The organism is Mesorhizobium sp. WSM3864, from assembly GCF_002294955.1.
GTDB lineage: Bacteria > Pseudomonadota > Alphaproteobacteria > Rhizobiales > Rhizobiaceae > Mesorhizobium.
The window spans coordinates 545,878-572,819 of the sequence record NZ_NSGD01000001.1 but is presented as its reverse complement, the minus strand read 5'-3'; the positions used below and the strand labels follow the sequence as shown (position 1 = coordinate 572,819).

Genomic DNA, 26,942 nt, shown 5'->3' with positions numbered 1-26,942 from the left:
GGCGCCTATATATTCGCGGACAAGGGGCTGCACAAGCGGAAACAATAACAGTTTCACGCATTTGTTAGTCTTCGCAGCAGCAGGCATTCGCGGCGGCCATTTCTCAACGGTCGGGATCGAATTCATCAGCGATTCGGCGCGGTTGCGCGTCCTATGCCATTGTGCACGACACCGTTCTGGTGACTAATCGCCAAAACGCTCAGCGTATTCAACATAAAGGGGGAGCCGGTTGAGCAGACTTTATCTGTTGAGGCATGCCAAAGCCGGATGGGCGCTGCCCGGCGTTCGTGACTTCGATCGTCCGCTCAACGAATCGGGCATGGCCGACGCTGAGGCGATGGGTGACGCCATGCGGGCCCGCGACTACGTGCCGGATGTCACTCTCTGCTCCAACGCCAAGCGAGCACGGCAGACCCTGGAAGGCCTTGCGGGCCGCACCGACACCGGCCGGGTGCTGTTCTTCGACACACTCTACAGCGAAGATGCCGCCGGTTACCTCGAAATCATTCGTAAGAACAGCGGGGCCGGCTCATTGCTGGTGATCGGCCACAATCCGATGACCGAGGACCTAGCCATGGCGGTGTCGGGCGACGGCGATGAGACCGCGCGAGGCATGCTCAACCACGGCTTTCCCACTTCCGGACTCGCCGTCGTGCGTTTTCCCGGCAATCTCGGTGAAGCAGGCCAAGGCCGTGGTTATCTCGAGGCCTTTCTCAGTCCCGCCGATCTCTGACACCATTTCAAACGCCTTGCCCAAGGCCTATATCGGGCCCTGACGGGCGACCCAGAGGCAGATTTGGCATCATCGCTGACCACTTTCACCGACGAGGCGAGGATTGCGCTCGACACGTTGTCGGGCCGGGCCGCCGGGCTCTTCTCCCCATCCCTGCGACTGGGCGTCACCGGCCTCTCCCGCGCCGGCAAGACGGTGTTCATTTCCGCTCTCGTCCATAACCTTATCCATGGCGGGCGGCTGCCGCTGTTCGAAGCGCAAAAATCGGGCCGCATCGCCCGCGCCTTGCTCGAGGAGCAGCCGGACGACGCCGTCCCGCGCTTCCAGTACGAGGACCATGTCGCGGCCCTGGTCGACGACCGTGTCTGGCCGGATTCGACGCGCGCCATTTCAGAGCTGAGGCTGACCATCGAATACGAGTCGGCCTCCGGCTGGAACCGGCTGTTTTCGGCCGGAAAGCTGTCGATCGACATCGTCGATTATCCCGGCGAATGGCTGCTTGACCTGCCGCTGCTCGGTAAATCTTTCGCCGATTTTTCGCGCGAGGCGGTGGAGTTGGCCGCCCTGCCGGTCCGCTCCGACCTGTCACAGGCGTGGCAGGAGCTAGCCTCCTCGCTCGATCCGGACGCCGACGCGGACGAGATGACGGCGCGCCGTCTCGCCGAAAGCTTCGCCGCCTATCTCAAGGCTTGCAAGCTCGACGAACGTGCGCTGTCGACGCTGCCGCCGGGTCGTTTCCTGATGCCGGGCGATCTCGAAGGCTCGCCGGCGCTGACCTTCGCGCCGCTGATGAAATTGTCCGAACGGCGCCGCCCCGGATCGCTGCAGGCGATGATGGAGCGTCGCTACGAGGCCTACAAGACGCATGTCGTAAAACCGTTCTTTCGCGAGCATATTACCCGTCTCGACCGCCAGATCGTGCTGATAGACGCCATGCAGGCGCTCAACGCCGGCCCGGCCGCCATGGCCGACCTCGAACGGGCCGTCACCGAAATCCTCTCCTGCTTCCGACCCGGGCGGGGCAATTTCGTCACCGACCTGTTTTCGAGGCGCATCGACCGCATACTGGTGGCGGCGACCAAAGCCGACCAGTTGCACCACGAAACCCATGACCGGCTGCAGGCGATCGTGCGCCGCCTGGCCGACCGCGCGGTCGCGCGGGCCAATTTCGGCGGCGCCGATGTCGATGTGGTCGCCATGGCGGCGGTGCGCTCGACCCGCGAGGGCATCGTGAAGCAAGGCCGCGAGACATTGCCGGTGATCATCGGCACGCCCTTGAAAGGCGAGAAGATCAACGGCGAGACATTCGACGGCAAAGCCGAAACAGCCATATTTCCCGGCGACTTGCCGGAAAAGGTCGATCCCGTGTTCGACGTTTCCCGGCAGCAGGCGGAAAACAATGAACCGGCGATCCGTTTCGTGCGCTTTCGTCCGCCGAAGCTCGAGCGGACGGCCGAAGGCGTCACGCTGTCTTTGCCGCATATTCGCCTCGACCGCGCGCTTCAGTTCCTGATCGGAGATCGTTTGGCATGAATCCGCCCCGCAAACCGGCGGCCTTCCGCATCGAGCCCGAGCCCGCGCCGCGGCACGAGGCGCCGCAGAAGCATCGCGCCGAACAGCCCGTGCGCAGGCCACCCGCCGCCAGGGCCGATGTCGCCGTGGTCATTCCCTCGGAGATCGACGTTTTCGACCAGCCGGATATCGAGCAGGCCCCGCCGCCACCGGCGACCGCTGCAAGGAAGCGCTCACTGCTGGCACGCCTGTTTTTCGGAGCTTTCGGCGTGCTTGTCTCGCTCGCGGTCGGCTTGTGGACGGATCAGCTCATCCGTGACCTTTTCGCGCGCGCCGAATGGCTGGGCTGGCTGGCGGCCGGCATGGCGGCCATCGCGCTTTTGTCGCTCCTTATCGTCCTGATCCGCGAGTTCCTCGCCATCGCACGCCTCGCTGAGGTCGAGAAACTACAGCGACGGGCCGTGGATGCGGTTGCGCGCGACGACCCCAAGGCCGCGCGCGCTTTGGTCGACGAGCTTTCCGCCTTTGTCGCAGCTAAACCGGAGACCGCGGCCGGCCGCCGCTCGCTCGCCGAATTGCGCGGCGAGATCATCGATGGCGCCAATCTGGTGCGGCTCGCCGAAACCGAGATCCTGTCGCCGCTCGATGCCCGCGCCAAGATGATGATCCTGGAGGCGGCGAAGAGGGTCTCGCTGGTGACGGCGGTCAGCCCGCGCGCGTTGGTCGACGTCGCCTATGTCGTGTTCGAAGCCGGCAGGTTGATCCGGCGCCTGTCGGAACTTTATGGCGGCCGTCCCGGTACGCTGGGCTTCTTCCGCCTGGCGCGCGGTGTGCTCGCCCATCTCGCGGTGACCGGCTCGATCGCCGTCGGCGACAGTTTCGTGCAGCAGATCGTCGGCCACGGCCTTGCCGCGAAGCTCTCGGCAAAGCTTGGTGAAGGCGTCGTCAACGGCATGATGACGGCGCGCATCGGCATCGCGGCGATGGAAACGACGCGCCCGCTGCCGTTCATTGCGGTAAAGCGACCGGGGCTAGGCGATTTCCTCTCGGCATTGACCTCGTTCGCGTCGCGAAAGGATGGCCAAAGCGAGCAGTAAGGTAAATGCAGAAACGGTCGCTGGTGACGAAGCATTAACCAATCTTCTTCATGGTCACTCTGGTTCCAACAGCAGACTCGTTCGTGCCGGGTGTTGTCAATGAGAAGCGTAATCTTGTCCTGCGTCATGACCGCAACGGTTGCGGCCGCCGTACCGCTCGGCCTCGTTGAAAGGGCCTTTGGAGCAGAGGCTGACAAGCAGTTTTTCCGCTCGGTCGAAGGCAAATGGGTCGGCCCTGGCGAAATCATCGCCGGCAAATACAAGGGCACGAAATTCACCTGCAATTTCAACGGTTCCACGCCGGACGGCAAGGTCGGCATGACGCTGGACGGCGACTGCCGGGTCGGCGTTTTCACCCAGAAGATGTCGGCGACGGTCGAACGCCGGGGCCGGGATGGTTACAAAGGCACTTTCATGGGCGGCTCGACCGGCAACGGCATGGACATTGTCGGCGGCAATGTCGTCGATCCCCAGAAGGTCGTCTTCACCATTAACCGCAACCAGTTGAACGGCGTCATGCAGGCGCGCGTCCCCGACGATAATTCGATGACCGTGACGGTCGCCGTGCGCGTCGACAAGCAACTGGTGCCGGTTATCGGCATGAGCCTAAAGCGGGTCGACACGGTCGAAGTCGGCTCGATCGCGAAGAACTGAGCAAAGCGCGATCGAGGAAGACAAAAGGCGGCAGCCAATGGCCACCGCCTTCTTTCGTTTGACTTGGCTCAACTCTTGATGGCGGCAGTCACTTCGTCATATGCCTTGCAGGCTTCGTCCAGCGTCGTGGCATTCTGATATTTCGTCGTCACGGCCTGCACCTTGGCCGTCGGATCAGCCGCCTTGCTCGGATCCTTGGTGATTGCTTCCTGAAGCGCGGCAGCCATGTCCTGCGCCTTCTTGGCGGCGATCTCCTGTGTGCACTCCGGTCCCTTCGAACAGGCCGAAACGGCCAGCGCCGCAACGCCAACGGCAACGAGCAAAAACTTCTTCATGTCAGTCATCTCCTCAAAAAAAAGGCAGCGGCCCATCGCCGCTGCCCTCCAATGGCTGAAGCTCCATAGCCAAAGCCTACCGGCCTTAACCTTTGATTGTGGCGGCGCGCAACGACCGGGCTCCGTAAACTTGTGTACGAAGCTGCAGCGGGAGTTTGCCTGACGGCACACGCTCGTTTTCGGGCCGACACCCCTGCTCTTCCTGCCAGGCCCCCTGCCCTTGCCTCGCACTCCCGCTGCATGCAAGGAGTGCTGAAACGAAAGGACGGTAGTCATGGCGGCTGAAGCATCGGGCAGCGATCTCGTACAGGTAGTGGCGCTGCTCGCTGCCGGCGTGATCGCCGTGCCGATCTTCAAGCGCATCGGGCTGGGCTCCATCCTCGGCTATCTCGCTGCCGGTGGGGTCATCGGGCCGTTCGGCCTCCGCATTTTTTCCGAATCGGAAGCCATCCTTCACGTCGCCGAGCTTGGCGTCGTCATGTTCCTGTTCATCATCGGCCTGGAAATGCAGCCGTCGCGACTCTGGGGCCTGCGCCGGGAAATCTTTGGTCTCGGCGCACTGCAGGTTGGCGTCTGCGCCGTTCTGTTGACGCTTGTCGGCCTGGCCGGAGGCTTTCCGATCGCGCAATCCTTCGTCGCCGGCGCCGGCTTCGTGCTGACCTCGACCGCGATCGTCATGCAACTGCTCGAGGAGCGCGGCGAGATCGCCGCGCCCAAGGGGCAGCGCATCGTCTCGATCCTTCTGCTCGAAGACCTGATGATCGTGCCGCTTCTGGCGCTGGTGGCGTTCCTGGCGCCCGGGGGCGCGGAGACCAGCCTGTCTGAGCGCTTGACCGAAGTGGGGATCGGGATCGCGGCGATCGTCGGCCTCGTCGTGGCCGGTCGCTATCTGCTCAACCCGCTCTTCCGCATCCTGGCCGATGCCCGCGCCCGCGAAGTGATGACGGCCGCCGCCCTGCTGGTGGTGCTTGGGTCGGCGCTAGCCATGCAGCTTTCCGGTTTGTCGATGGCGATGGGTGCGTTCCTCGCCGGCGTGCTGCTCTCCGAATCGACCTTCCGCCACCAGCTCGAAGCCGATATCGAGCCGTTTCGCGGCATCCTGCTCGGCCTGTTTTTTCTTGCCGTTGGCATGTCGCTCGACCTTGGCGTCGTCGCCCAGAACTGGCGCCTGGTCGCCATTTATGTCGTCGCCTATATGGTCATGAAGGGGCTCGGCATCTATCTGGTCGCGCGTATGCTCAAGAGCGGCCATCGCGAGGCGCTCGAGCGCGCCGTCTTCATGGCGCAGGGCGGCGAATTCGCCTTTGTGCTCTATTCCTCGGCCGCCGTCGTCGGCATCATCGACGGCAAGGCCAATTCCACGCTGACCGCCATCGTCATCATCTCCATGGTGCTGACGCCCGTGGCTATCTTGGCACTGCGCTACCTCACCCCGCGCGACGAGCAATCGCTGGAAGGCGTCGACATCGCCGACGGGCTAACCGGAAGCGTGCTGATCATCGGCTTCGGCCGCTTCGGCCAGATCGCCAGCCAGCCGCTGCTTTTGCGCGGCCTCGACGTCTCGATCATCGACAATGAGGTCGAGATGATCCAGGCGGCGGCCGATTTCGGCTTCAAGGTCTATTACGGCGACGGCACGCGGCTCGACATCCTGCGTGCGGCGGGCGCTGGCCGCGCGCGCGCCGTGCTGATCTGCGTCGACAAACCGGACGTGGCCGTGCGCATCGCGCAATTGATCAAGGCCGAATTCCCGCTGGTCACTATCCTGGCGCGTGCCTTCGACCGCGGCACCGCGCTGCAACTCATCCGCGCCGGCGTCGACTATCAGTTGCGCGAGACCTTTGAATCGGCGCTGGTCTTCGGCGGCTCGGCCCTGGAAGCGCTGGGCGTCGATCCGGAAGAGGTAGCCGAGGTGATCGAGGACGTCCGCCGCCGCGACACAGCTCGCATCGAGACACAGCTCGCCGAAGGTATCCGCGCCGGCCAGCGCTTTCTCAAGGGCAACATCGGCACGCCGATCCCGACCCCGCTCGCGCAGCCGCGCCGCGCCGGCCGGGCGCTGAACGAAGAGACGGCCGGCGTGCTGAACAAGGCAGAGACGAAGAGCTGAGGAGCAACGCATGGCAGAACTCGACCCGCGGGCGCTTGCCGTCACCAAATTCTGGCGCGATGCCGGCGAGGACGCCTGGTTCGAGAAGAACGACGCGTTCGACTCGGGTTTCCGCGACTGCTTCCTCGAGCTGCACCACGCCGCCGCCCGGCGCGAATGCGACGACTGGAGCGAGCATGCCGAAGGATCGCTGGCGCTGATGATCCTGCTCGACCAGTTTCCGCGCAACTGCTTCCGCGGCACCGGGCATATGTATGCGACCGATCCGCTGGCCAGGCATTTCGCCGACCGGGCGATCGCCGCCGGTCAGGATCTCGAGTTCGAAGAAGCGCTTCGCGTCTTCCTCTATCTCCCCTTTGAGCATTCGGAGTCGCTCGCGGATCAGGAACGCTCGCTCGAACTCACAGCGGCCAGGGCGCCGGATTATCTCAAATACGCCAAGGAGCACCTGGAGATCATCCAGCGCTTCGGGCGCTTTCCGCACCGCAACAAAATGCTCGGCCGCGAGACGACGCCAGAGGAAAAGACGTTTCTCGAGGGCGGCGGTTTCTCCGGCTGAACAGGCAAACTGCGGATAATCAACCCATGATCGAGCTAGCAGGGCGGACCTACGAAGCCACGATCGGAAGCGACGTCCAACGCGATGGCATGTATCCGGAATTCGCCGACCAACACGGGCACATTGTGGGCCAGATTTTCTTTTCGGATTTCGATAGGAAGATGACCGTGACCCTGTTTGAGTCTGAAGTGTCCGTGGAAGTGGTTGAATGGATGATCGCCACGGCCAAGATCCGTCTTCCTCCAACCAATCCCACCCTCGGCTAATCTAAGCGAGCCACCACTCCCGGCCGGACGGCAGCCGCTCGATCCCCGAAATATCGACGGCGCCGAGCCGCTCCGACACGCTTTTGTTGCCGACCACAAGATCGGGCGCGATCTCGGCCAGCGGCGCCAGCACGAAGGCCCGCTCCAGCATGCGCGGGTGGGGAACCTCAAGGCCCGTCTCGTGGATCACCCGGTCACCGAACACCAGAATGTCGATGTCGATCAGGCGCGGCCCCCAACGTTCCTCGCGCACCCGCTTCAGGCGCCTCTCGACGTCCAGGCAGAGATCGAGCAGGCCGCGTGGCGAGAGCGCGGTTTCGATCCCGGCGGAGGCATTGAGAAAATCCGGCTGGTCGAGCTTGCCCCACGGCGGCGTCCGGTAGAGTGAGGAAACAGCGGTGACGCGCGTCTTGTCGTCGCCGTCCAGCATGCGCAGCGCCGCGGCCATGGATTTCGCCGGATCGCCGAGATTGCCGCCGAGGCTAAGGTAGACGGCGCTATTGAGGCCAGACAACTGTCACCTCGACATGATCGAGCACGCCCGGAACCGGGGCGTTCGGCTTGCGCACGGTAATTTCCGCTTTCCTGATCTGTGGAAAGCGCGCCGCCAGCGCTTTCGCCACTTCCAGCGCCAGCGCCTCGATCAGGAAACGCCGGTGCCCGGTGACGATCTTCTCGATGACCGCGAACGCGATGCCGTAATTGACGGTATCCTCGATCGAATCGTCCTCCAGCGGCCGGCTGGGCTCGACCGTGAGTTCGGCGTCGACATAAAAACGCTGACCGAGCGTCTCCTCCTCGTCCAGCACGCCGTGCCGGGCAAAGAAGGCGCAGTTCTTCATGCGGATGACATACATCGTCAGCGTCCGGGAGAAAGTTTTTCTCGCGCCAGCATAGCATCGGCCATCGCTAGCGCATCCACGTTGATTGCGACATCGTGGACGCGAAAAAGATCGGCTCCCTTGAGCCTTAGAATGACGCTCGTGGCCGCCGTGCCGACAGCGCGCTCAGCGGGCTCGCGCCCGGTGACGCCGCCGATAAAACGCTTTCGCGACGTTCCCGCCATCAGCGGAAAGCCGAGCGCCTGAAGCTCGGAGAACCGCGCCATCAGATCGAGATTTTCCTCCGTCGTTTCCTTGGCAAAGCCGAAACCGGCGTCGAGCACGATCTGGTCCTCGGCAACATTGCTGGCGCGCGCGATCTCCAGCGATTTGCTGAGGAACAGAAGCTGGTCCTCGATCACGTCCGGCAGCTTCTGGCGTTCACGGCCGGTATGCATAATGATGAGGCCGGCGCCGGTCTCGGCCGCGACTCTCGCGATGCCGGGCTCGCGCTGCAGTCCCCAGACATCGTTGACGATATGCGCCCCCGCAGCGACGGCCCGCCGCGCGGTGTCCTCGCGATAGGTGTCGACCGAAATCAGCGCCTCGCCCGATGCCGCGAGCGCCTCGATGACCGGCAGCACCCGCGTCTGCTCTTCTTCGGCGCTGATCGGGGCAAAACCGGGCCGCGTCGATTCCCCGCCGATGTCGATGATGGCCGCGCCCTCTTCCGCCATGCGGCGCGCCTGGGCTATCGCCTTCTCCGGCGCGATGAACAATCCCCCGTCAGAAAAACTGTCCGGCGTGACGTTGAGGATGCCGACCACGACCGACTTGGGGCCGAGGTCGAGATGGCGTCCATGCGCGAGCTGCCACCGCCTTGTCGTCATTGTCCATCAACCATGCGTGATCCGCGCGAAATCAATTTCGTTGCGCCGGCAACGGCCGTAAAGCAAGGTGCGTGAAGAGGCAACATGATGAACCGTTCCCTGCTCTGCGCCCTCATGCTCACGCTGGCCGCCACGCCGGCCGCCGCGGCAAATCTGGTGAAGACCTACAGCTATTTCAGCGTCGGCGGCCGCACGCTGGACGACATCGAAAAACAGCTGACGAAAAACGGACCGGAAGTGAAGAGCACCGGCTCCCGGCATCCAGGCGCAACGCAGATGGCTTTCACCACCCGCGTCAGCTACGCGCAAACCGCAAATTCATGCCGGATCGCGAACGCGCAGGTGACCGTGAAGGTCAAGGTGATCCTCCCGGAATGGCGGCGCCCGCGCAAGGCGGATCCGCAGGTCAGGCTGTTCTGGGATACGCTGTCGGCCGACATCAAGCGCCACGAAGAGCGCCATGTCGAGATCGCCAAAAACCATGCGCGCGAACTCGAGGACGCGCTGAAGGCGACTTATCCGCAAAGGACCTGCGAAGCCGCGAAGGCCCAGGCCGCCCAGATCTCGGCCGCCATCCTCGCCAAGCACGATCGCGCCCAGGTGCAGTTCGACCGCGTCGAAAGCGTCAATTTCGAGAGCCGAATCATCCGGCTCCTGCGCTACCGGATGCAGCGCACCCAAAGCGGACGGTTGCCACCGGCTTGACCATTGGAGCGGTGGTGCCGGCGAAAGCCAATACTGCCGAAACAATGGTGCCAGATTCCAAAAAACTTTCGAGCATCGGTCGAAAACGGCCTATATCGACCGACATATATCGGGTTTGCCGTCCGGCGGACTTTGGAAACCGAGATACGAATGACGGGCGCAGGACGCCCCGCACCGGCTGCTTCTTGCCGACGGCGCACCGACCTTGAAAGAGTGACGCATGGACCAGACCGTCGACAATCGCACGACGATGAGGACAATGGCCTCGCCGTCGATCAGCGAGAGCGAGAAGAACGCCATCATCGGCGGCGTGCTCTTGTCGATGCTTCTGGCGGCGCTTGACCAGACCATTGTGTCGCCTGCCTTGCCGACCATCGCGCGCGCGCTCGGCCACGCCGAATACCTGCCCTGGATCGTGACCGGCTATCTGCTGACGGCCACTGCGATGGCGCCGCTCTACGGCAAGATTTCCGACGTCTACGGCCGCCGGCCGGTCATCTACGCCGCCATCCTGATCTTTCTTTTGGGATCGCTGGTCAGCGCCCTGGCCCCCAACATGCTGGTGCTGGTCATCGGCCGGGCGATCCAGGGGGCCGGCGGCGGCGGCCTTTTCGCGCTGACGCAAACCGTCATCGGCGATCTGGTGCCGCCACGCGAGCGGGCCCGCTACGCCGCCTGGATCTCCGGCACCTGGGCGGTCGCCAGCGTCGCCGGCCCGCTGCTTGGCGGTGTCTTCGCAGAGCATCTCCACTGGTCGTTGATCTTCTGGATCAACCTGCCGATCGGCTTCCTGGCGATGGCCATCATCAACAATCCGCTGAAGAAGTTGCCGATCGCGGCCAAACATCACCGCATCGACGGGCTGGGCGCAGTGCTCTTGGTGATCGCCACGGCGCTGCTGCTTCTGGCGCTCAACTGGGGTGGCAGCACCTATCCGTGGTTCTCGCCGGAAATCCTTGGGCTGGTGGCCTGCTCGGCCGCGTTCTGGGCGTTGTTCGCGCTGCGGCTGCTGAGGGCCAGTGAGCCTTTGATCTCGCTCGAGGTGCTGGGCAACCGAATCGTGCTCGCCGGCACGTTGTCGATGTTCCTGCTGCAGGCGGCAAACATCGGGGCGTCGGTTTACCTGCCGGTCTATCTGCAATCGGTTGTCGGGCTCTCGGTCAGCGAATCCGGCATCGCCATGCTGGGTCTCCTGCTCGGCACTGTTGCCGGTGCCACCTTCAGCGGCCGCATGATCCCGCGCTTCGTCCACTACAAGCGCATTGCCATGGTCGGCGTCAGTTTGGCGATCGCGTGCATCGGGGTGCTGAGTGCCATTGCGACGCACGCCTCGCTGCTCGAAGTCGAAATCCTGACGACCCTCATTGGCCTCGGCAGTGGCACGACCTTCCCGGTCAGCACCGTCTCGGTACAGAACGCGGTCGATCGCGCCCATCTCGGTGTCGCGACCGGCGTCCTGACCTTCCTGCGCACACTGGGCGGCGCGCTTGGCGTCGCCCTGCTCGGCGCCGTCGCGCTCGGCTACGGCCTGCCGCTCGCCGCCGAGGGCTCGCAGACGCATATCGAGCTGACATCGGCAATGCCGTTCGTGATGATCTTCCTCACCGCCGGCATTACTCTTGTTCTGGCATTGATCGCGCTGGCGCTGATGCCGGAAAAGCCGCTGCGCGGCAAGGACGAGCACGCAGCGCCCGTGCTCGCCGAATGATCACGTCAATCGTGGACGCCGAGCTTCTTTTGCAGGCTGGTCGACGAGGTCGTGTACTGGAAGATGATGCGCTCGCCCGGGCTGACGATGCGTTTTGCGGCCTGCGCCATCAGGGCAACCTCATGGAACCCTGACAGAATCAGCTTCAGCTTGCCCGGATACCAGTTGATGTCGCCGATGGCGAAGATGCCGGGAACCGACGTCTGGAATTTCTCGGTGTCGACCGGGATGAGGTTCTCATGCAGGTTCAGCCCCCATTCGGCGATCGGCCCGAGTTTCATGGTGAGGCCGAAGAACGGCAGCATGCGGGTGCATGGCACCTCGATATCGCCATCGGGGCCACCCTTGATGGTGGCGGACGAGAGCTGGCCGTCGGCGCCCGCGAGCCCGCTCACCTGACCGACCAGGAATCCCAGCTCTTTCATCTCCTGCATGGCATACATCTTGTTGACGCTGTCGGGCGCAGCCCGGAATTCCGGGCGCCGGTGGACAAGCGTCACGCTTTTGGCGATTGGCTGCAGGTTGAGCGTCCAGTCGAGCGCCGAATCGCCGCCGCCGACGATGACGAGATCGTGGCCGCGGAAATCTTCCATGCGCCGGACCGAGTAGAACACGCTCTTGCCTTCGTAGCTCTCGATGCCCGGGATGGGCGGTCGCTTGGGCTGGAACGAGCCGCCGCCGGCGGCGATCACCACCACCTTGGCTTCGAACACCTCAGCCTCGTCCGTGGTGACGCGGAAGCTGCCGTCCTCGAGCTTTTCGAGGCTTGAGACCATCCGGTTGAAAGTGAAGTCCGGCTTGAAGGGATGGATCTGTTCGAGCAGCTTGTCGACCAGACCCTGGGCAGTGATCATCGGCCAGCCGGGAATGTCGTAGATCGGCTTTTCCGGATAGAGCTCGGCGCATTGCCCGCCGGGACGGTCGAGGATGTCGATGAGATGGCACTTCATGTCGAAGAGCCCGAGCTCGAACACGGCGAATAGGCCGACCGGCCCTGCCCCGACAATGAGTACGTCCGTCTTGATCGTGTCCGTCATCAGCTCCGCCCCCATTTTGGGAATGCTGGCGACAGTGCATGAGCATTGGCTCGCTGCCAAGCAGCCACGGCAAAATTGGAAATGGAGACTTGGTTCAGCCCTGCCGTTCGGGAACGCGCACGACCAGACCGTCGAGCGCGTCGCGCACCTTGATCTGGCAGGACAGGCGCGAGTTGGGCCGGACGTCGTAGGCGAAATCCAGCATGTCCTCCTCCATCGCTTCCGGCTCGCCGACCTCGCCCGTCCAGGCCTCGTCGACATAGACATGACAGGTCGCGCAGGCGCAGGCGCCGCCGCATTCGGCCTCGATGCCGGGCACCGCGTTGCGGATCGCGTTTTCCATGACGGTCGAGCCGTTCTCGGCCTCCACGTCGAATTGAGTACCGTCATTGGCGATGTAAGTCAGCTTGGCCATTTGTCACCTGAGGAGTCGCAGCCGAGATAATCACTCCGCCGGACAAGTCAACTGCGGCGCGAAAGCGCCACCGCATGACGTTTTTTCTGGATGTGCTCCCTGGAGGACTACCGGCTGATGGCGGCGATGAAGTCCCGCACTTCATCGATCAGCACGCCCAGCTTCCTCAGGATGCGACCATCCTCAGGCTGCTTTTCAATGGCTGCAGCGCATTCGGCGACGGCAAAGGCGCCGATGCCGCGGGCCGAGCCTTTCAGGCCGTGTGCAAGGAGCACCCGTTCCTTGGCATCGGCATCGACGATCTTGTCGCGCACCGAAAGCGCCTGCTGCACGAACAGCGCCAGCACCTCCTGTTCGAGCGCGCGATCATCCATCGTCTGCCGCGCAAGGTGGGCCATATCCACAGGTCGCGAACCTGCCGTTCCCGACACGTCGCCGCCGGGCATGGAAAACGCAATACCAATCTCGCCACGCATACGCACTGCTACTCCAAGAAGGGGCCCGGCCGGCGGCCCAAAAATAGGCGGATTCCCGTCGCCAACGGGTTAACGATTGCCGGGGAAAAATGTTGTCACGGAGGCAGCCAAATCACGCTCCCGTTAACCTTATATTTAAAGTTTTACGTATCGCCGGGAATGCATGTTTTCTTTACCCGTGTGTGTCATTACGATACGAACGTCCATTTTCAGCCTCCTGTCTGGGACCAGACAAGCCAGAATCAGGCCAAAATCATAAGTCCCGCGGCAGCTAGTACAGGGTAGCGAAGGCATGGCTAAGAAACCGACGACGACCAAATCTCTCGAGAGCGACGTGGCCGCGGAACTGGAAAAGGCGCTTGACCTTGACCTGAACGGCGACGAAGGCGGGCTCGACATGGCGGCGTCGATGGAAGATCTCGAGGCCCAGATTTCGGCGGCCGCGGATGAACTGGCGCGCGAAGGCCGCAGCCATAGAATCGAGCCGGCAAATGAGCCTCAGGCCGCGAAGGCGGCGCCCCAGCCGAAGCCGGCGGAACTGCGCCCGCTCGAATCGCGCGCCTCGCAACCGAACGGTTTTACGCCGGCTCCCGCCGGTTTCACGCCGGCCAATGACGATCGCCAAAAGGATTACCGGACGCTTCTGCATGGCCTCAACCGGCGCGCTTCGAGCACCGTCTACTGGGTGATCGCGTTCATTTCACTCGCCTGGATCGCAGGCGCCGGCGGCCTCGCCAACCTGCTGTTTGGGCCGAGCATCTGGCAGATCCGCACTCTCGACCAGTTCTTCGCCCGCCCCGAGCTGATCGGCCTGGCGGTCGCGGCGATCATCCCGGTCATCCTGTTCTGGGCCTTCGCCGCCATGATCCGGCGCGCGCAGGAAATGCGCATCGCCGCGCAATCCATGACCGAAGTGGCCTTCCGCCTCGCCGAGCCGGAAAACCTTGCCCAAGACCGCGTCATGATGATCGGTCAGGCCGTTCGCCGCGAGGTCGCCGCCATGGGCGAAGGCATCGAGCGCACTTTGGCCCGCGCCGTCGAGCTCGAAACCCTCGTCCACAGCGAAGTCAACCAGATCGAGCGCTCCTACTCCGAGAACGAAGCGCGTATCCGCTCGCTGGTCGACGGGCTGGGCAGCGAGCGCGAAGCTGTCGTTAGCCATGCCGAGCGCGTGCGCGCTTCGATCCACGGCGCGCACGAGACGCTGCGCGACGAGATCGGTGCCGCCAGCGATATCATCCGCGATTCGATCCTCAATGCCTCGACCAAGCTGTCGATGACGATCAACAATTCGGGTGACACGCTGATCGATCGCATCAACGAGAGCTCGCTGTCGATCTTCGACTCGGTGGAAACCCGGCTCGACACGATCACCGACCGCCTGTCGACCTCGGGCGAGGCCTTCGCCAGCCTGCTCGACACCCGCATCGCCAAGCTGACCGACACCACGGACGGCCTTACCCGTTCGCTGACCGATCTTCTTGACGATCGCACCAACGGCATGGTTTCGCTGCTCGGCGGCGCCGCCCGCACGCTGAACTCCGAATTCGAAGCAAGCCTCAGCGGCATCGAGCGGACGCTGGCCGAGCGCGGCCAGGCGCTGATCAGCGAGTTCCAGACCCGCGCCGAAGCACTCGACACCGGCACCCAGAAGCTCAATGCCGCGCTCGAAGCGCGTGCCCGCCAGATCAACGAAACTCTGGTCGAACGTGCGCGCGAGATCGCCAACACCTTCGCCGAGAGCAAGGACCAGCTGTCGTCGATGATCGATCAGGGCAAGACCCAGATCGGTGCCGACATGGCCGACATCATCTCGTCGACCTCTTCCATGCTCGAAGCCCGCGCCACGGATTTCGCCGGACGCATGGAGGCGGCCCGCCATGTCGTGTCGCGCGCCTTCGACTCCGACATCCAGCGCCTCGCCGATGCTCGCGCCGGCATTGACGAAGCCATCGAAGACCACAGCCGGAAGCTCTCCGACAGCAGCAACCGTATGGCCGCCGCCATGCAGGAGGACCTCGCGAAATTCGCCGAGAGTCGCGCCGGCATCGACGAGGCCGTGGCCAGTCAGGTCCAAAAACTGGCCGAGGGCCGCAGCCTTATCTCTCGCGCGCTGGAAGAGGACCTGCGCAAGGTCAACGAGTCCCACGCGGCCATCGACGCCTCGCTCGGAGCCCATCTCGAGCAGCTCCAAGAGAGTCGCAACCGCCTCTCTCAGGCGCTGAACGAAGACTCCGGCAAACTCGTGCAAGCCCGCACCATAATTGACGAAATGGTCGCTGGACATGTCGGCAAGCTGGCCGAGGGCCGCAATATTCTGGCGCGCGCGCTGGAAGCCGATCTCGGCAAACTGGCGGACAGCCGCGCCTCGATCGACGGCCTGGTCGCAGGCCAGGTCGAGAAGATCGCCGAGGGCCGCGCCGTGCTCGCCAAGGCGCTGGAGACCGACATCGCCGGGATAAAGGACCTGATCGAGACCCATTCGGCCAAGCTCGCGGAGGACAGGGGTGAACTCAGCCGCGCGCTGGAGGGAGACCTGAGCGGAATCCGAAGCCTGATCGACAGCCACGCCGGAAGGCTTGTCGAGGACCGCAGCCTGCTGTCCCAGACGCTCGAATCCGATCTCGCCAAGTTGGCCGAGAGCCGCGCCTCGATCGACGGCCTGGTCGCCGGCCAGGTCGAGAAGCTCGCCGAAGGCCGCGATATCTTGAAGCGTGCCCTGGAAGCCGACATCAACACCATCAGGGGTGCCATTGCGGGACACTCCGAGAAGGTGCAGGAGGAACGCGCTCAGCTGTCGCAGGCCCTGGAGGCCGACCTGCAGACCGTCGGCGGCGCAATCTCCGATCACCAGAACAGGCTCGTCCAGGACCGCGCCGTGCTGTCGAAGTCGCTCGAGGACGATCTGGCCAAGCTGGCCGAGAGCCGTTCCAGCATCGATGGCTTGGTGGCCGGCCAGGTCGAGAAGCTTGCCGAGGGCCGCGACATCCTCAAACGCGCGCTGGAAGCGGACCTCAACACCATCCAGGGCGCCATCGTCGATCATTCGCAGAAGATCGCCGACCATCGCGCCGAGCTGTCGCGCGTCCTGGATGCCGACATGGCCAATGCCAGCGGCCTCATGCAGACCCACGCCGACAGGCTGCTCCAGGACCGCTCGACCCTGTCCAAGGCCTTGGAGGACGATCTCGCCAAGCTGGCCGAAAGCCGGTCCTCGATCGATGGTCTGGTCGCTGGCCAGGTGGAGAAGCTGGCCGAAGGCCGCGATATCCTCAAGCGTGCGCTCGAAGCGGACCTCGGCAAGCTCGCCGAAAGCCGCGCCTCGATCGACGGCCTCGTCGCCGCGCAGGTGGACAAGCTCGCGGAAGGCCGCGATGTCCTCACGCGCGCCCTCGAGGCCGACCTGGCCAAGCTCGCCGAGAGCCGCGCCGGCATCGACGGGCTGGTCTCCGGCCAGGTGGAAAAGCTCGCCGAGGGTCGCGACATCCTCAAGCGGGCGCTTGAATCCGATCTGCAGAAGCTGGCGGAAAGCCGCTCGGAGATCGACGGCGTCATCGCCGGTCACATCGGCAAGCTGTCCGAAGGCCGCGACATGCTGGCCCGCGCGCTGGAAGATGACCTCGTCAAGCTCGCCGAAGCGCGCAAGGACGTCGACCGTTCGGTGTCCGGCCATATCGACCAGATCGCGGCCAAGAGCAGCGACATCTCGGCGGCGATCGCTGCCGATGTCGAGAAGATCGAGCAGGCCTTCAGCCGCCAGACCGGCATCATCGAAGAACGCGCCGGCACCATGGAGCGTGCGCTTTCGGCCGGCGTCGACAATGTCCGCGGCGTCCTCGAAAAGACCGCCGTCTTCGTTGCCGGCGCGCTGCGCGACAAGGTGATGGAAATCACCAGCACGCTGCACGAGCAGGCGGGCGCCGCCTTCAGCGACGCCGATCGCAAGATCGCCGAACGCGCCGAACAGACTTCGGCTGCGCTGCTCGCCCGGGCCGAAGAGATTGCCAACGCCTTCGAGCAGGCCGACCGCCGCCTGCACGAGCGCGCTCAGGACACCTCGAGTATGCTGATGGCCCGCGCCGATGACGCGTCCAACGCGCTCATGGCCCGTGCCGAGGAAACCGCCGACAAGCTCGCCGCCCGCGCCGGCGAGATCGCCGGCACCTTCGACGCCGCCGACCAGAAACTGGTTGCCCGCGCGGTCGAAACGGCGCAGTCGCTCGCAGCCCGCGCCGGCGACATCCTGCGCAACTTCGAGGGCGCGGACGAGCGCCTCAGCATGCGCATCACCGAATCGGCCGAAGCGCTGGCCGCCCGCGCTTCGGATCTCGGCCGCATCTTAGACGCCGCCGACCAGCATCTGATCTCGCGCATTGCCGAAGGTTCGGAGGCGCTGTCGTCGCGGGCGTCTGAAATTGCCCGCATCTTCGACGACGCCGACAACCGTTTGGTGTCGCGCATCGCCAGCAGCACCTCGACCATCGGCGAACATGCCGACACCATTGTCGGCGCATTCGCCGCCACCGAGCAGCGCGTCGCCGACCGTGCCCGCCAGACCGGCCAGGAACTCGCCGTCCACGCCCGCGAGATCGAGCAGGCACTTGCCGGTGCCGACGAACGCCTGGCCTCGAGCGCCGCTGCGGCGGCGGCCCGTGTCGAGGAACAGGTGGCGAGCGTCGAGAACCGGCTCGCCTATGGCGCCGAAACGATGGGCCAGAAGCTCAACGAGCAGGTCTCCAGCGCCGAGGCGCAGCTCATCTCGCGCGCCAACGTCATTGCCGAAACCTTCACCGCGGTCGGCCAGCATATCGGCCAGAGCACCAACGAGGCGGCAAAGACCATCGGCGCCAACACCCGCGAGCTCAACACCATGCTTGCGGCGCGCTCCGCCGAAATGTCGAAGATTCTCGACGAGACGGCGCGTCCCCTGGTCGAGCGCTTCGCCCAGGGCGGCTCCGAGCTGCAAAAGAGCATGGAAGAGGTCACCGAACGGGCGACCGAGAAGCTGCGCAGCGAAAACGCGGCCCTCGTCAATGCGCTCGCCAACCGTACCGCGGAGACGCTCTCGGCGGTCGAGGGCGCCCGCTCGACGCTGGCCGACAGCGTTGCCGACCTTATCGGCCGCATGACCACCTCCAGCGCGCAGCTCAGTCAGCTGATCGACCAGGCGGCCGTCAATCTCGGCCAGGTCGAGGAGCGCCTGAGCGGCAGCACGCAGAGCTTCGCGGCGACCACCGAGAAGGCGGCCCAGACCTTTGCCAGCTCGGCGCGCCTCGTTGATTCCAACACGACGCGGCTCACCGATCTGTCGTCGGCGACGTTGCGCGAGGTCGCCTCGATCGCGACCAAGTTCGACGAGCACAGCCGCCTGCTGTCCAGCGCCTCGGACCTGCTGAGCTCCGCGCAGAGCAATCTCGAGCACACGCTGGAGCGGCAGTCGTCGCTGGAAGACCTCGCCGTCGGCCTGGTCAAGAAGTCGGAAGACCTCGAGAAAGTCATGCGCTCCTTCGAGACTCTTGTGGGCCAGACGATGCAGAATGCCGAGGGCCGGACGATGGAATCGGCGGAGAAGATTCGCACCGCCATCGCCGAGGTCGTCGATTCGGCGACGCGCCGCTTCGCCGACGCGACCGAGGAGATGCGGCGCACTGCGGGCTCCATCAAGAGCGAGCTGGACCTCACCCGCGCCGAGCTCAAGAAAGGCGTCATCGAGATGCCGGAGGAGGCGAAGGAATCGACCTCGGCCATCCGCCGCGCCGTCGCCGAGCAGATTAACGCGCTCAAGGAACTGTCGGATATCGTTGCGAAATCCGGCCGCAGCGGCAGCAGCGAGACCGGCGAGCCGCGCGCCCTGCGCCCCGCGCCGCAGTCGCCCGCTCGCCCCGCCGAGCAGCCGCTGCGCCGCCCGCCGGCGCCGCAGCAGCCTCAGCCGGAGCGCCCGGCGCCGCAGGCACCGCTCGGCGAGACGACGCTGCGCGGCACCCTCGATCTCGAGCGCCCGGCGGAAGCGCCGCGCCGCGATCCGAACGGCCGCACGCAGCAGGGCGGCTGGGTGCGCGATCTCCTGACCAACGCCTCGCGCGAGGAAGAGCTGAAGCCGGCGACGCCCGCGGAAGCACCGCGCGCGACCCCTGCCCAGCGTTCGCCGCTGCATGTCATGGAATCGCTGAACTCGCTGTCGGTCGACATCGCCCGCGCCATCGACCATGACGCCTCGATCGAGCTGTGGAACCGCTACCGCCGCGGCGAGCGCGACGTGTTCACGCGCCGGCTCTACACGCTGAAGGGCCAGCAGACCTTCGACGAGATCCGCCGCAAGTATCAGGCCGAGGCCGAGTTCCGCGCCGCCGTCGACCGCTACTGCGACGATTTCGAGAAGCTGCTCAAGGACGTATCGCGCAACGACCGCGACAACATCATGGCGCAAACCTATCTCACGTCGGACACCGGCAAGGTCTACACGATGCTGGCCCACGCCAGCGGCCGCCTGCACTGAGCGGGGCACCTGTCAGACACTGAAGCGGGGCCATTGCTCCGCTTCTTCATTTTAGAATCTACTTTTAGTTTGACGCAGGTCCCATCTTCGAATTGGCGGGAAGGCCTTGAAGACAGCGATAATCTTCGACTGCGAATTTCTTTGCCTCGAAGGCTCGCAACGCAGATTTTGGTGCGCGGCTCATGATCCCGATCCGGTCATAGCCCAGGTCGGCGCAGTAAAGCTCGGACTTGAGGGGGAGTTTCCCCTATTAGGCACGCACCGCGCCTATGTGCAACCGATTGACCGATTCGGCCGGGGATACGCGCTCGATCCGTTTTTCACCCAGCTCACCGGCATCACTGAAGAAACCCTGGAGACCGAGGGAGTCGGATTGGCAGAAGCTCTTGCCGACATCGACCGGTTCTCCGACGGTGCGCGCTTTTGGTCCTGGGGCAAGGACGAGCTGAACATGGTCGCGATCAGTTGTTATATCGCCGGCATTCCCGTTTCCATACCAGCCAACCGGTTCGACAATGCAGTCAAGCTGCTGCTAGCGGCAGGGATGCCGATCGAAGATTTGGCGAGGACACCCAGCAACAAGCTGGCGGACTACTATGGCGTCGACCACGTTCCGTTGCGGGCACACGACGCGCTCGACGATGCGCTATCGCTGACCTACACCCTGCAACATCTGTTGAAATCCGAAAAATTGCAGGCAGACGTCTTCGAGTGTTTGTAGCTTGCGCGGCACCGCACAGGCACGCGCATTCGTTCAGATCACCGAATCGGTCCAGCGCACGATGTCCTTCGCCGCTTGGCCGAACGCGCTGTCCAGGGCACCGACATAAGCGGCGTTTCCGCCGCCCGAGACCGGTGCGCTGGCCGTGAAGTCCTTCGAGGCGCGCACCTCGCCATTGCGATCGTTGAGGATGCGCACGAACAGGTCCACATCGGCATGTTCGCCCCCATTGACCCGGACTTCGAAGGACCGCACCTCGACGATGATCTGGTAGTCGATCGCCAGACCCTCGCCCGGCTTGCCGACACCGGCAAAGCTGCCGGAGCGCTGAAAAGTCTCGGCGAGCCTTGCCTGCACGATCAGCGGCAGGCGGTCCGCCCATTGCGCGCCCTTGAGGAACTGGATCGACTGGTCGGACGGCCTGATCACGATGTTCTGGCTGTCCAGCGCCTTCAGCGCCGAGGGTTGGGCGATCAGGATCTGGCGGCGGCTGTGGCCTCGCATGTCGAGCGAAGGCGCGGAAAGCTCGAACGTGTCGAGCGGCGCCGGCCTGCCCCCCAGTACCGCGCAGCCTGCAAGCGTGAACACGAGCGTCGCGGCAGCAACGGACTTCAACCCTCTCACTGACTTCACGCGCGATCCCCACTGTCCCCGGATCTGACGATCAACTTACAGCTGCAATCCATGTTCTTGGCGTTCGCAGCAGCGGAAGTCAACGCCGTGCCCTGCCGTCAAACTGACGGACCTCCCCCTCGCCGCCCGTCAGTATGCGCTGCGGGTTTCGGCTGAGATCTGTCACCGCTTCCTCGATTCGGCTGATCGAGCGCCGGCTGGCCTGGACCAGCGCCTCGACATCCTGCAGCCCCTGGCCGGAGAAGCGCGACAGATTGTCGACGATGGTGCCCAGCCGAGAGTTCAGCGTATCGGCAACCTGCTTGAAGGACTTCAGCGTCGCCCGAGCATCGGCCATTACGCCATTGGCTTCACCGGACCCGAGAAGCTTGTCGACCTTCTCGAGAATTCCGTCGACGCGCACGGAGGCGTCGTTGAGGCGTTGCGCAAGCTGGCGGGCATTCTTGATCGTATCGTTGATGTCGTCGGAGCGGTTGGCGATCTTGTCGGTGACCTTGGCGATGTCGGCGGCCGCCTTGTTGGCGCTGTCGCTCGCCTTCTGGATGTTGGCGAGCGCCGCACGGACATCCGCCGGATCTATCCCATCGAGAACGCCGTTGACCTTGGCGAGCGTACCTTGCGTCTGCTTGGCGAAGTCGTTGACCGACCCCACCGCGGCATCGACGTTCTTCAGCACGCCGTCCAACTGCCCGCTGGTTTCCTTGAGGTTCGCGGTGACAGCGTCGACATTGGCGACGATGCTCTTGATCCGGTCCTTGTCGACCGAATTGAGCAGGCCCTCGGCCGCCTTCAGCGTGCTGTCGAGTCGGCCCGACACATTTTGCAATTGCTCCGAAAGCGAGCTCACGGCGGACAGGAATTTATCGATGCCGTCCGAATTCTTGGCCAGCGCGTTGGAGAAGGTCTCGACGTTCTTGACTGTCTGCGTCAGAGGTCCGCGAACATCCTTGGTGAAGCCTTCCAACTCGGAAAGCACCTTATCGGCACGCGTGAAGATGTTCTGCGCCGTCTGCAGCAGGTTGGTCACGGCCGACGGATTGGCGACGATCTCCGGAACCCTGCCTTCTTTCTCGGCCTGGTCGAGCAGCTTCACTTCCTTGGGATCGGCGCCTTTCAGCTCGATATTGGCCTGGCCGGTGAGGCCGGCGAGCCCGATATCGGCCTGCGTCGACTTGGTGATCGGCGTCATGCGGTCGATCTCGGTATCGGCGATGGCGACCGTCGGGTTGTCGACATCGATATAGACCCGTTTGACGTCGCCCACCTTGACGCCGTTGAACAGCACGAAGCTGCCGCGGCCAAGGCCCGAAGCCGAGCCCGGGATGCGCACGCGCAACAGCGTCGTCTCGCCACGCTCGCCGATCGCGGCCGTCCAGTAGACGAAGGCGAAGGCCGCGAGGATCGCGGCCAGCGTGAAAATGCCGACAATGACGTAGTTGGCTCTGGTTTCCATTACCTCACTTATGGCTATGCGCGAGCCGCAAGATCAAGTTGTCGGGCGCGTTTTCCGCGGAAATAGGATTTTACCCACGGCTCCTCGCTTTTCAGCATGTCGTCGATCGTGCCTTCGACCAGCACCCTCTTCTTGCCGAGCACCGCCACGTGGTCGCAGGCGGTGAACAGCGTGTCGAGGTCGTGCGTGACCATGTAGACCGTCAAATCCATCGTATCGCGCAACTTGACGACCAATTCGTCGAATTCGGCCGCGCTGATCGGATCGAGGCCCGAGGTCGGCTCGTCGAGGAAGACGATGTCCGGATCGAGCGCCAGCGCGCGAGCCAACGCCGCGCGCTTGATCATGCCGCCCGACAGCTCGGAGGGGAATTTCTGCGCTGCGTCCGGCGGCAGCCCGACCAGCTCGATCTTGAGCATGGCGAGCTCGTCCATCAGCTTCTTCGGCAGGTCGAGATACTCGCGCATCGGCACCTGCACGTTTTCCAGCACCGTCAGCGCCGAAAACAGCGCGCCGTGCTGGAACAGGACGCCAAGCCGCATGTCGATGCGCAGGCGCTCGATCTCGCTTGCCTTGTCGACGTCGACGCCGAACAGCCTGATGGTTCCCGATTGCTTCGGCATAAGCCCGAGGATGGTGCGCAGCAACACCGACTTGCCGGCGCCCGAGGCGCCGACGAACCCCAGGATCTCGCCGCGCTCGATGTCGAGCGAAAGCTTGTCGAGGATCAGCTTGTCTTCGATGGCAACCGTGACGTCACGGACCGAAAGCACGATCTCGCTCTCGTCCGCGTTCTGCGCCGTGTTGACCCCGTTGCCGCTTGCAACCGCCATCTCAAAACCCGATCGATGCGTAGAACATGGCGAAAAGCCCGTCGAGGATGATGACGACGAAGATCGACTTCACCACCGACGCGGTCACGTGCTGGCCGAGCGATTCGGCGCTGCCGCCGACCTTCATGCCCTCGACCGAAGCGATGGTGCCGATGATCATGGCCATGAACGGCGCCTTGATCAGCCCGGCAAAAATGGTGCTGAGGTCGATGGCGACCCGCAGCCGATCGATGAATGCCGCCGGTGGAATGTCGGAATAGAGCCAGGCGGCGATGATGCCGCCGCCGAGCGCGGCGAAATTCGCGATGATCGTCAAGCACGGCAGCGCAATCACCAAGGCGACGAGCCGCGGAAACACCAGCACGCCGATCGGGTTCAACCCGATCACCTTCAGCGCGTCGACCTCCTCGCGCATCTTCATCGAGCCGATCTCGGCGGTGATGGCGCTGCCCGAGCGGCCGGCCAGCATGATCGCGGTCATCAGCACGCCAAGCTCGCGCAGGATCAGCACGCCGACGAGGTCGACAACGAAAATGTCGGCACCGAAATAGCTAAGCTGATAAGCGCCTTGCTGGGCGACGATGGCGCCGACGATGGCCGACATCAGCACCACCACGGGAATGGCGCCGACGCCCATACGGTCGATCTGGTTGAAGATTGCTGCCGGATTGACGGCATGGCCGCGGCCGAGCTTCATCTGCGCGCCGCGGATGGTGGCGCCGAGGATGTTCATCGAGGCCAGAAAATCGTCGCGCATCTCGTAGACGCGGCGGCCGACCAGCTCCAGCGCGCGCAGGATGATGTTGGGCGGTCCGGCCGGCCCCGATTCGGGTTCGCGTCGCACCGCGTCGCCGACCGCGCCGAGCAGGATTGAGGCGATCTCGCTCTGCCCCTGCACATGGACTTCGACGCCTTTCTTCTCGAAAGCGCTCGCCAGCCGATCGATCAGCCAGGCGCCGGCCGTGTCCATCTTCTCGATCTGGGAAAGGTCGAGCATCAGCTTCTTGGCGCTGTTGCGGTTTTCGATCTTGCGCATTTCGGCATCGATCGATGCCACGGTCCGCGTCGTCCAGACACCCGAGAAAGCGCAGCCGAGCACGTCGCCTTCCTCGCCGACGGCAATGCGCGGCTGGTGATTGGCATCACCGGCGGGCGTGCGGCTTGCGTCGCGTTTGCGGATGGTCAACATGGCGTCCTGTTTAGCGTGACGGGACTGGCGTGTCGATTTGCCGGGAGACCGGGTCGCACAGCCGGAGAAGAAAAATATGGCGCGTGTCATTTCGGTCGAGGCGGAGCGATTCCCCATCGCGGGCACTTTCACCATCTCGCGCGGCTCGAAAACCGAGGCCGAAGTCATCACCGTGACGATCGCCGACAACGGACATGTCGGACGCGGCGAATGCGTGCCCTACAGGCGCTACGGCGAGACGATGGAAGGCGTGCGCGCCGCAATCGAGGCGATGCGCGGCCAGATCATCGACGGCATCGGCCGCACCGCCTTGCTCGCGGCCATGCCGGCGGGCGCGGCCCGCAATGCCATCGACTGCGCCTTGTGGGATCTCGAAGCCAAGCTGGGCGCTAGGCCGGTGGCGGACGCAATCGGGGTCGTTTCGCCGAAGGCGCTTGAAACCGCCTACACGCTGTCGCTCGCCGAACCTGAGGCGATGGCGGCGCAGGCCCGCGCCGCTGCCTCGCGGCCGCTGCTCAAGGTCAAGATCGGCGGCGACAACGACGCGGCAAGGATTCGCGCCGTGACGCAAGCCGCCCCGCAAAGCCGCATCATACTCGACGCCAACGAGGGCTGGACCGATAACAACATCGTCGAGAATCTCGCATTCGCAGCCGAGCACGGCATAGTGCTGATCGAGCAGCCGCTGCCGGCCGGCCGTGATGGCATCTTGCGCGAAATCGCGCATCCCGTGCCGATCTGCGCCGACGAAAGCGTGCACGAGGCGAAGAACCTCGAAGCGCTGGTCGGCCTTTATGACGTCGTCAACATCAAGCTCGACAAAACTGGCGGACTGACCGAAGCGCTGATCCTTCGCGATCGTGTTCGCGAGTTGGGTTTCGGCATCATGGTCGGCTGCATGGTCGGCACGTCGCTCGCCATGGCGCCGGCAGTGCTGTTGGCTCAAGGCGCCGATTTCGTCGACCTCGACGGGCCGCTGCTCTTGGCGCACGACCGCGAACCGGGTCTCGTCTACCAGGGCTCGCTGGTCTCACCGCCTCAGCCGGCGCTGTGGGGCTGAGCGCGCGGCAAGCCCGATCAGCGCGAGGCCGATGATCGCGATCGGGATCATCGCCAGGAACCCGTCGACGCCAAGACGATCGTAGAGCGGGCCGGAGACCAGCGTGACCGCGGCCATGAAGAAGCCGTTGAAGAAATAGGCGATGCCTTGCGCGGCGCCCGTGCGCTCTTCGGAAACCGTTTCGCCGATCATCTTCTGCAGGCCGATCAGCACCATCGCCACCGAAACCGCATGCAGCGTCTGGACGCCGAAGAAGCCGACGACGCCGAGGCCCAGCGGCCAGACCAGCGGAAAGGCGACCCATCGCAGGATCGAGCCGATGCCGGCGATCACCATCACCCTGACGACGGAAACCGAGGCGAAAATGCGGTTGAAGAACAAGAACATGCAGACCTCGGCAACCACGCCCCAGGCCCACAGCAGGCCCACGACGGAATCGCTGATGCCGATCGACTTCCAGTAGATCGACACGAAGCCGTAAAGAAAGGCGTGGCTGGCGGTGATGATGCCGACACCCAGCGTGAAATAGAGGAAATAGGCGTTGAAGAGGCTTGGCGCCGAATGCTGAATGTCGGTCGCCGATAATGGCGACGCCTTGCGAGGCTTGCCCATCCGCGGCGCCCACAAACCCGCGGCAAGCGCTGCGGCAAGGGCCACAAAGATGATCGCCGGAACTGCTTGCGGGCCGGTGGCCGCCAGGATGAAGCCGCCGACTATATTGGCGCAGAAATAGGAGATCGAACCCCATTTGCGCATGGCGGTGTAGTTGGAGCCGAAGCGGCGGACGCCCGACAGAGCCAGCGAATCGGCCATCGGCGAATGCGGCGTCCAGGGGATCGAAAGCAACAGCGAGATGGCCAGCACGCCCGCATAGGTGGCCGGCAGGAAATAGCCGGCCGAAATGATCATCGTCGCCGCGACCAGCGCGATATAGACATTGGCGCGGTCCTTCGCCCGGTCGGCAAACGCGGTGAGCATCGGAGTCGTCACGACGCGCAGGAACATCGGCGCGGCCAGGATGACTGCGATCTGTTCGGCGTGGAAGCCTTTCGCCTCCAGCCAGAGCGGAAAATAGGGCAGATGCGTCCCCTGCGACACGAACAATGTCGCGAAGATCAGGCTCATGCGCAGTTCGAAGTGGGCGGGCTTGACGAGTTGCTCAGGCGAAAGCGGCGGCAGCGGCATGAATCGATCCAATTACGCTGCATTCCACGACCCGCAACGCGTTTCGATCCCTAT

Annotated in this window: 24 protein-coding genes; 12 read left to right on the top strand and 12 right to left on the bottom strand. The window is 64.1% G+C overall.

Translation table 11 applies throughout. The features are described 5' to 3' along the window. Positions 1-229: 229 nt before the first annotated feature. From CK215_RS02790 to CK215_RS02775, 4 genes are all read left to right on the top strand, one after another. Positions 230-733, top strand: coding sequence for a histidine phosphatase family protein (locus CK215_RS02790; protein WP_095830007.1), 504 nt, complete (start codon positions 230-232; stop codon positions 731-733). A gap of 63 nt (positions 734-796) precedes the next feature. Then, the gene (locus tag CK215_RS02785; RefSeq protein ID WP_095830006.1) at positions 797-2,266 is read left to right on the top strand and encodes a YcjX family protein; all 1,470 of its coding nucleotides are present in this window, start codon (positions 797-799) and stop codon (positions 2,264-2,266) included. Beyond that, positions 2,263-3,342, top strand: coding sequence for a TIGR01620 family protein (locus CK215_RS02780; protein ID WP_095830005.1), 1,080 nt, complete (start codon positions 2,263-2,265; stop codon positions 3,340-3,342). Before CK215_RS02785 ends, CK215_RS02780 begins: the two co-directional genes overlap by 4 nt. A gap of 126 nt (positions 3,343-3,468) precedes the next feature. Continuing rightward, entirely contained in the window at positions 3,469-3,996 is a 528-nt protein-coding gene (locus tag CK215_RS02775) for a hypothetical protein (RefSeq protein ID WP_245299552.1), read from the top strand. Positions 3,997-4,064: 68 nt separating this feature from the next. Here the strand turns inward: CK215_RS02775 and CK215_RS02770 are convergent, their stop codons facing one another. After that, positions 4,065-4,331 (bottom strand): hypothetical protein, encoded by a 267-nt coding sequence (locus tag CK215_RS02770; protein ID WP_095830175.1) that lies wholly within the window; start codon positions 4,329-4,331, stop codon positions 4,065-4,067. A 274-nt stretch (positions 4,332-4,605) separates the two neighbouring features. Between CK215_RS02770 and CK215_RS02765 the strand changes: the two genes are divergently transcribed. Genes CK215_RS02765 through CK215_RS02755 form a run of 3 tightly spaced genes read left to right on the top strand, consistent with a single transcriptional unit; the run spans position 4,606 to position 7,266 of the window. After that, positions 4,606-6,441, top strand: a complete 1,836-nt coding sequence (locus tag CK215_RS02765; protein ID WP_095830004.1) for a monovalent cation:proton antiporter-2 (CPA2) family protein — start codon at positions 4,606-4,608, stop codon at positions 6,439-6,441. 10 nt (positions 6,442-6,451) lie between these two features. Further along, positions 6,452-7,000, top strand: a complete 549-nt coding sequence (locus CK215_RS02760; protein ID WP_095830003.1) for a DUF924 family protein — start codon at positions 6,452-6,454, stop codon at positions 6,998-7,000. 26 nt (positions 7,001-7,026) lie between these two features. Further along, positions 7,027-7,266 carry a hypothetical protein gene (locus tag CK215_RS02755; protein ID WP_095830002.1) on the top strand — a complete coding sequence of 80 codons (240 nt, stop codon included), beginning with the start codon at positions 7,027-7,029 and terminating at the stop codon, positions 7,264-7,266. A gap of 1 nt (position 7,267) precedes the next feature. Here the strand turns inward: CK215_RS02755 and folK are convergent, their stop codons facing one another. Genes folK through folP form a run of 3 tightly spaced genes read right to left on the bottom strand, consistent with a single transcriptional unit; the run spans position 7,268 to position 8,977 of the window. Further along, on the bottom strand, positions 7,268-7,780 hold the full coding sequence (gene folK, locus CK215_RS02750) for a 2-amino-4-hydroxy-6-hydroxymethyldihydropteridine diphosphokinase (RefSeq protein WP_095827810.1): 513 nt from the start codon (positions 7,778-7,780) through the stop codon (positions 7,268-7,270). Next, complete coding sequence (gene folB / locus CK215_RS02745; protein ID WP_066992392.1) at positions 7,764-8,123, bottom strand: dihydroneopterin aldolase; 360 nt, start codon at positions 8,121-8,123, stop codon at positions 7,764-7,766. The genes folK and folB overlap by 17 nt, the downstream gene beginning before the upstream one ends. Before the next feature lie 2 nt (positions 8,124-8,125). Next, a complete protein-coding gene (gene folP / locus CK215_RS02740; RefSeq protein WP_095825308.1) occupies positions 8,126-8,977 on the bottom strand; it encodes a dihydropteroate synthase in 852 nt (283 codons plus the stop codon). Between the two features lie 84 nt (positions 8,978-9,061). On the opposite strand from folP, the gene CK215_RS02735 reads away from it, so the two are divergent. Beyond that, the gene (locus CK215_RS02735; RefSeq protein WP_067319718.1) at positions 9,062-9,682 is read left to right on the top strand and encodes a DUF922 domain-containing protein; all 621 of its coding nucleotides are present in this window, start codon (positions 9,062-9,064) and stop codon (positions 9,680-9,682) included. A gap of 220 nt (positions 9,683-9,902) precedes the next feature. Beyond that, positions 9,903-11,390, top strand: a complete 1,488-nt coding sequence (locus CK215_RS02730) for an MDR family MFS transporter (RefSeq protein ID WP_095830001.1) — start codon at positions 9,903-9,905, stop codon at positions 11,388-11,390. A gap of 5 nt (positions 11,391-11,395) precedes the next feature. Here the strand turns inward: CK215_RS02730 and CK215_RS02725 are convergent, their stop codons facing one another. From CK215_RS02725 to CK215_RS02715, 3 genes are all read right to left on the bottom strand, one after another. Continuing rightward, positions 11,396-12,427: an NAD(P)/FAD-dependent oxidoreductase gene (locus CK215_RS02725; RefSeq protein ID WP_095830174.1), complete on the bottom strand. Its 1,032-nt coding sequence runs from the start codon at positions 12,425-12,427 to the stop codon at positions 11,396-11,398. A gap of 94 nt (positions 12,428-12,521) precedes the next feature. After that, positions 12,522-12,842, bottom strand: a complete 321-nt coding sequence (locus CK215_RS02720) for a 2Fe-2S iron-sulfur cluster-binding protein (protein ID WP_066992377.1) — start codon at positions 12,840-12,842, stop codon at positions 12,522-12,524. A 107-nt stretch (positions 12,843-12,949) separates the two neighbouring features. Next, positions 12,950-13,318, bottom strand: a complete 369-nt coding sequence (locus CK215_RS02715) for an Hpt domain-containing protein (RefSeq protein ID WP_066992375.1) — start codon at positions 13,316-13,318, stop codon at positions 12,950-12,952. A 292-nt stretch (positions 13,319-13,610) separates the two neighbouring features. On the opposite strand from CK215_RS02715, the gene CK215_RS02710 reads away from it, so the two are divergent. Then, the gene (locus CK215_RS02710; RefSeq protein ID WP_095830000.1) at positions 13,611-19,814 is read left to right on the top strand and encodes a kinesin; all 6,204 of its coding nucleotides are present in this window, start codon (positions 13,611-13,613) and stop codon (positions 19,812-19,814) included. A gap of 106 nt (positions 19,815-19,920) precedes the next feature. Beyond that, positions 19,921-20,535, top strand: a complete 615-nt coding sequence (locus CK215_RS02705) for a 3'-5' exonuclease (protein WP_095777781.1) — start codon at positions 19,921-19,923, stop codon at positions 20,533-20,535. A gap of 33 nt (positions 20,536-20,568) precedes the next feature. Here CK215_RS02705 and CK215_RS02700 read toward each other — a convergent pair whose 3' ends face one another. The 4 genes from CK215_RS02700 to CK215_RS02685 form a co-directional block, all read right to left on the bottom strand. Next, positions 20,569-21,159: an ABC-type transport auxiliary lipoprotein family protein gene (locus tag CK215_RS02700; RefSeq protein WP_095829999.1), complete on the bottom strand. Its 591-nt coding sequence runs from the start codon at positions 21,157-21,159 to the stop codon at positions 20,569-20,571. A gap of 88 nt (positions 21,160-21,247) precedes the next feature. Then, positions 21,248-22,621: an MlaD family protein gene (locus CK215_RS02695; protein ID WP_095829998.1), complete on the bottom strand. Its 1,374-nt coding sequence runs from the start codon at positions 22,619-22,621 to the stop codon at positions 21,248-21,250. Between the two features lie 14 nt (positions 22,622-22,635). After that, positions 22,636-23,454, bottom strand: coding sequence for an ABC transporter ATP-binding protein (locus tag CK215_RS02690; RefSeq protein ID WP_066995274.1), 819 nt, complete (start codon positions 23,452-23,454; stop codon positions 22,636-22,638). 1 nt (position 23,455) lies between these two features. Further along, positions 23,456-24,643 (bottom strand): ABC transporter permease, encoded by a 1,188-nt coding sequence (locus CK215_RS02685; protein ID WP_095777784.1) that lies wholly within the window; start codon positions 24,641-24,643, stop codon positions 23,456-23,458. Positions 24,644-24,719: 76 nt separating this feature from the next. Here CK215_RS02685 and dgcA point away from each other — a divergent pair, with 76 nt between their 5' ends. Next, complete coding sequence (dgcA, locus tag CK215_RS02680) at positions 24,720-25,703, top strand: N-acetyl-D-Glu racemase DgcA (RefSeq protein WP_095829997.1); 984 nt, start codon at positions 24,720-24,722, stop codon at positions 25,701-25,703. Here dgcA and CK215_RS02675 read toward each other — a convergent pair. Beyond that, positions 25,674-26,888 carry an MFS transporter gene (locus CK215_RS02675; protein WP_095829996.1) on the bottom strand — a complete coding sequence of 405 codons (1,215 nt, stop codon included), beginning with the start codon at positions 26,886-26,888 and terminating at the stop codon, positions 25,674-25,676. The two genes, dgcA and CK215_RS02675, sit on opposite strands and share 30 nt — an antisense overlap. Between the last annotated feature and the right edge of the window lie 54 nt (positions 26,889-26,942).

What these genes read in the sequence shown, in the direction of transcription:
- CK215_RS02725 (WP_095830174.1), bottom strand. Translation starts at nt 12,427, where the DNA reads ATGACGGACACGATCAAGACGGACGTACTCATTGTCGGGGCAGGGCCG.
- CK215_RS02695 (WP_095829998.1), bottom strand. Translation starts at nt 22,621, where the DNA reads ATGGAAACCAGAGCCAACTACGTCATTGTCGGCATTTTCACGCTGGCC.
- CK215_RS02720 (WP_066992377.1), bottom strand. Translation starts at nt 12,842, where the DNA reads ATGGCCAAGCTGACTTACATCGCCAATGACGGTACTCAATTCGACGTG.
- folP (WP_095825308.1), bottom strand. Translation starts at nt 8,977, where the DNA reads ATGACGACAAGGCGGTGGCAGCTCGCGCATGGACGCCATCTCGACCTC.
- CK215_RS02765 (WP_095830004.1), top strand. Translation starts at nt 4,606, where the DNA reads ATGGCGGCTGAAGCATCGGGCAGCGATCTCGTACAGGTAGTGGCGCTG.
- CK215_RS02690 (WP_066995274.1), bottom strand. Translation starts at nt 23,454, where the DNA reads ATGGCGGTTGCAAGCGGCAACGGGGTCAACACGGCGCAGAACGCGGAC.
- CK215_RS02770 (WP_095830175.1), bottom strand. Translation starts at nt 4,331, where the DNA reads ATGAAGAAGTTTTTGCTCGTTGCCGTTGGCGTTGCGGCGCTGGCCGTT.
- CK215_RS02675 (WP_095829996.1), bottom strand. Translation starts at nt 26,888, where the DNA reads ATGCCGCTGCCGCCGCTTTCGCCTGAGCAACTCGTCAAGCCCGCCCAC.
- CK215_RS02685 (WP_095777784.1), bottom strand. Translation starts at nt 24,643, where the DNA reads ATGTTGACCATCCGCAAACGCGACGCAAGCCGCACGCCCGCCGGTGAT.
- dgcA (WP_095829997.1), top strand. Translation starts at nt 24,720, where the DNA reads ATGGCGCGTGTCATTTCGGTCGAGGCGGAGCGATTCCCCATCGCGGGC.
- CK215_RS02780 (WP_095830005.1), top strand. Translation starts at nt 2,263, where the DNA reads ATGAATCCGCCCCGCAAACCGGCGGCCTTCCGCATCGAGCCCGAGCCC.
- CK215_RS02710 (WP_095830000.1), top strand. Translation starts at nt 13,611, where the DNA reads ATGGCTAAGAAACCGACGACGACCAAATCTCTCGAGAGCGACGTGGCC.
- CK215_RS02715 (WP_066992375.1), bottom strand. Translation starts at nt 13,318, where the DNA reads ATGCGTGGCGAGATTGGTATTGCGTTTTCCATGCCCGGCGGCGACGTG.
- CK215_RS02760 (WP_095830003.1), top strand. Translation starts at nt 6,452, where the DNA reads ATGGCAGAACTCGACCCGCGGGCGCTTGCCGTCACCAAATTCTGGCGC.
- CK215_RS02755 (WP_095830002.1), top strand. Translation starts at nt 7,027, where the DNA reads ATGATCGAGCTAGCAGGGCGGACCTACGAAGCCACGATCGGAAGCGAC.
- CK215_RS02735 (WP_067319718.1), top strand. Translation starts at nt 9,062, where the DNA reads ATGATGAACCGTTCCCTGCTCTGCGCCCTCATGCTCACGCTGGCCGCC.
- CK215_RS02775 (WP_245299552.1), top strand. Translation starts at nt 3,469, where the DNA reads ATGACCGCAACGGTTGCGGCCGCCGTACCGCTCGGCCTCGTTGAAAGG.
- folB (WP_066992392.1), bottom strand. Translation starts at nt 8,123, where the DNA reads ATGTATGTCATCCGCATGAAGAACTGCGCCTTCTTTGCCCGGCACGGC.
- CK215_RS02730 (WP_095830001.1), top strand. Translation starts at nt 9,903, where the DNA reads ATGGACCAGACCGTCGACAATCGCACGACGATGAGGACAATGGCCTCG.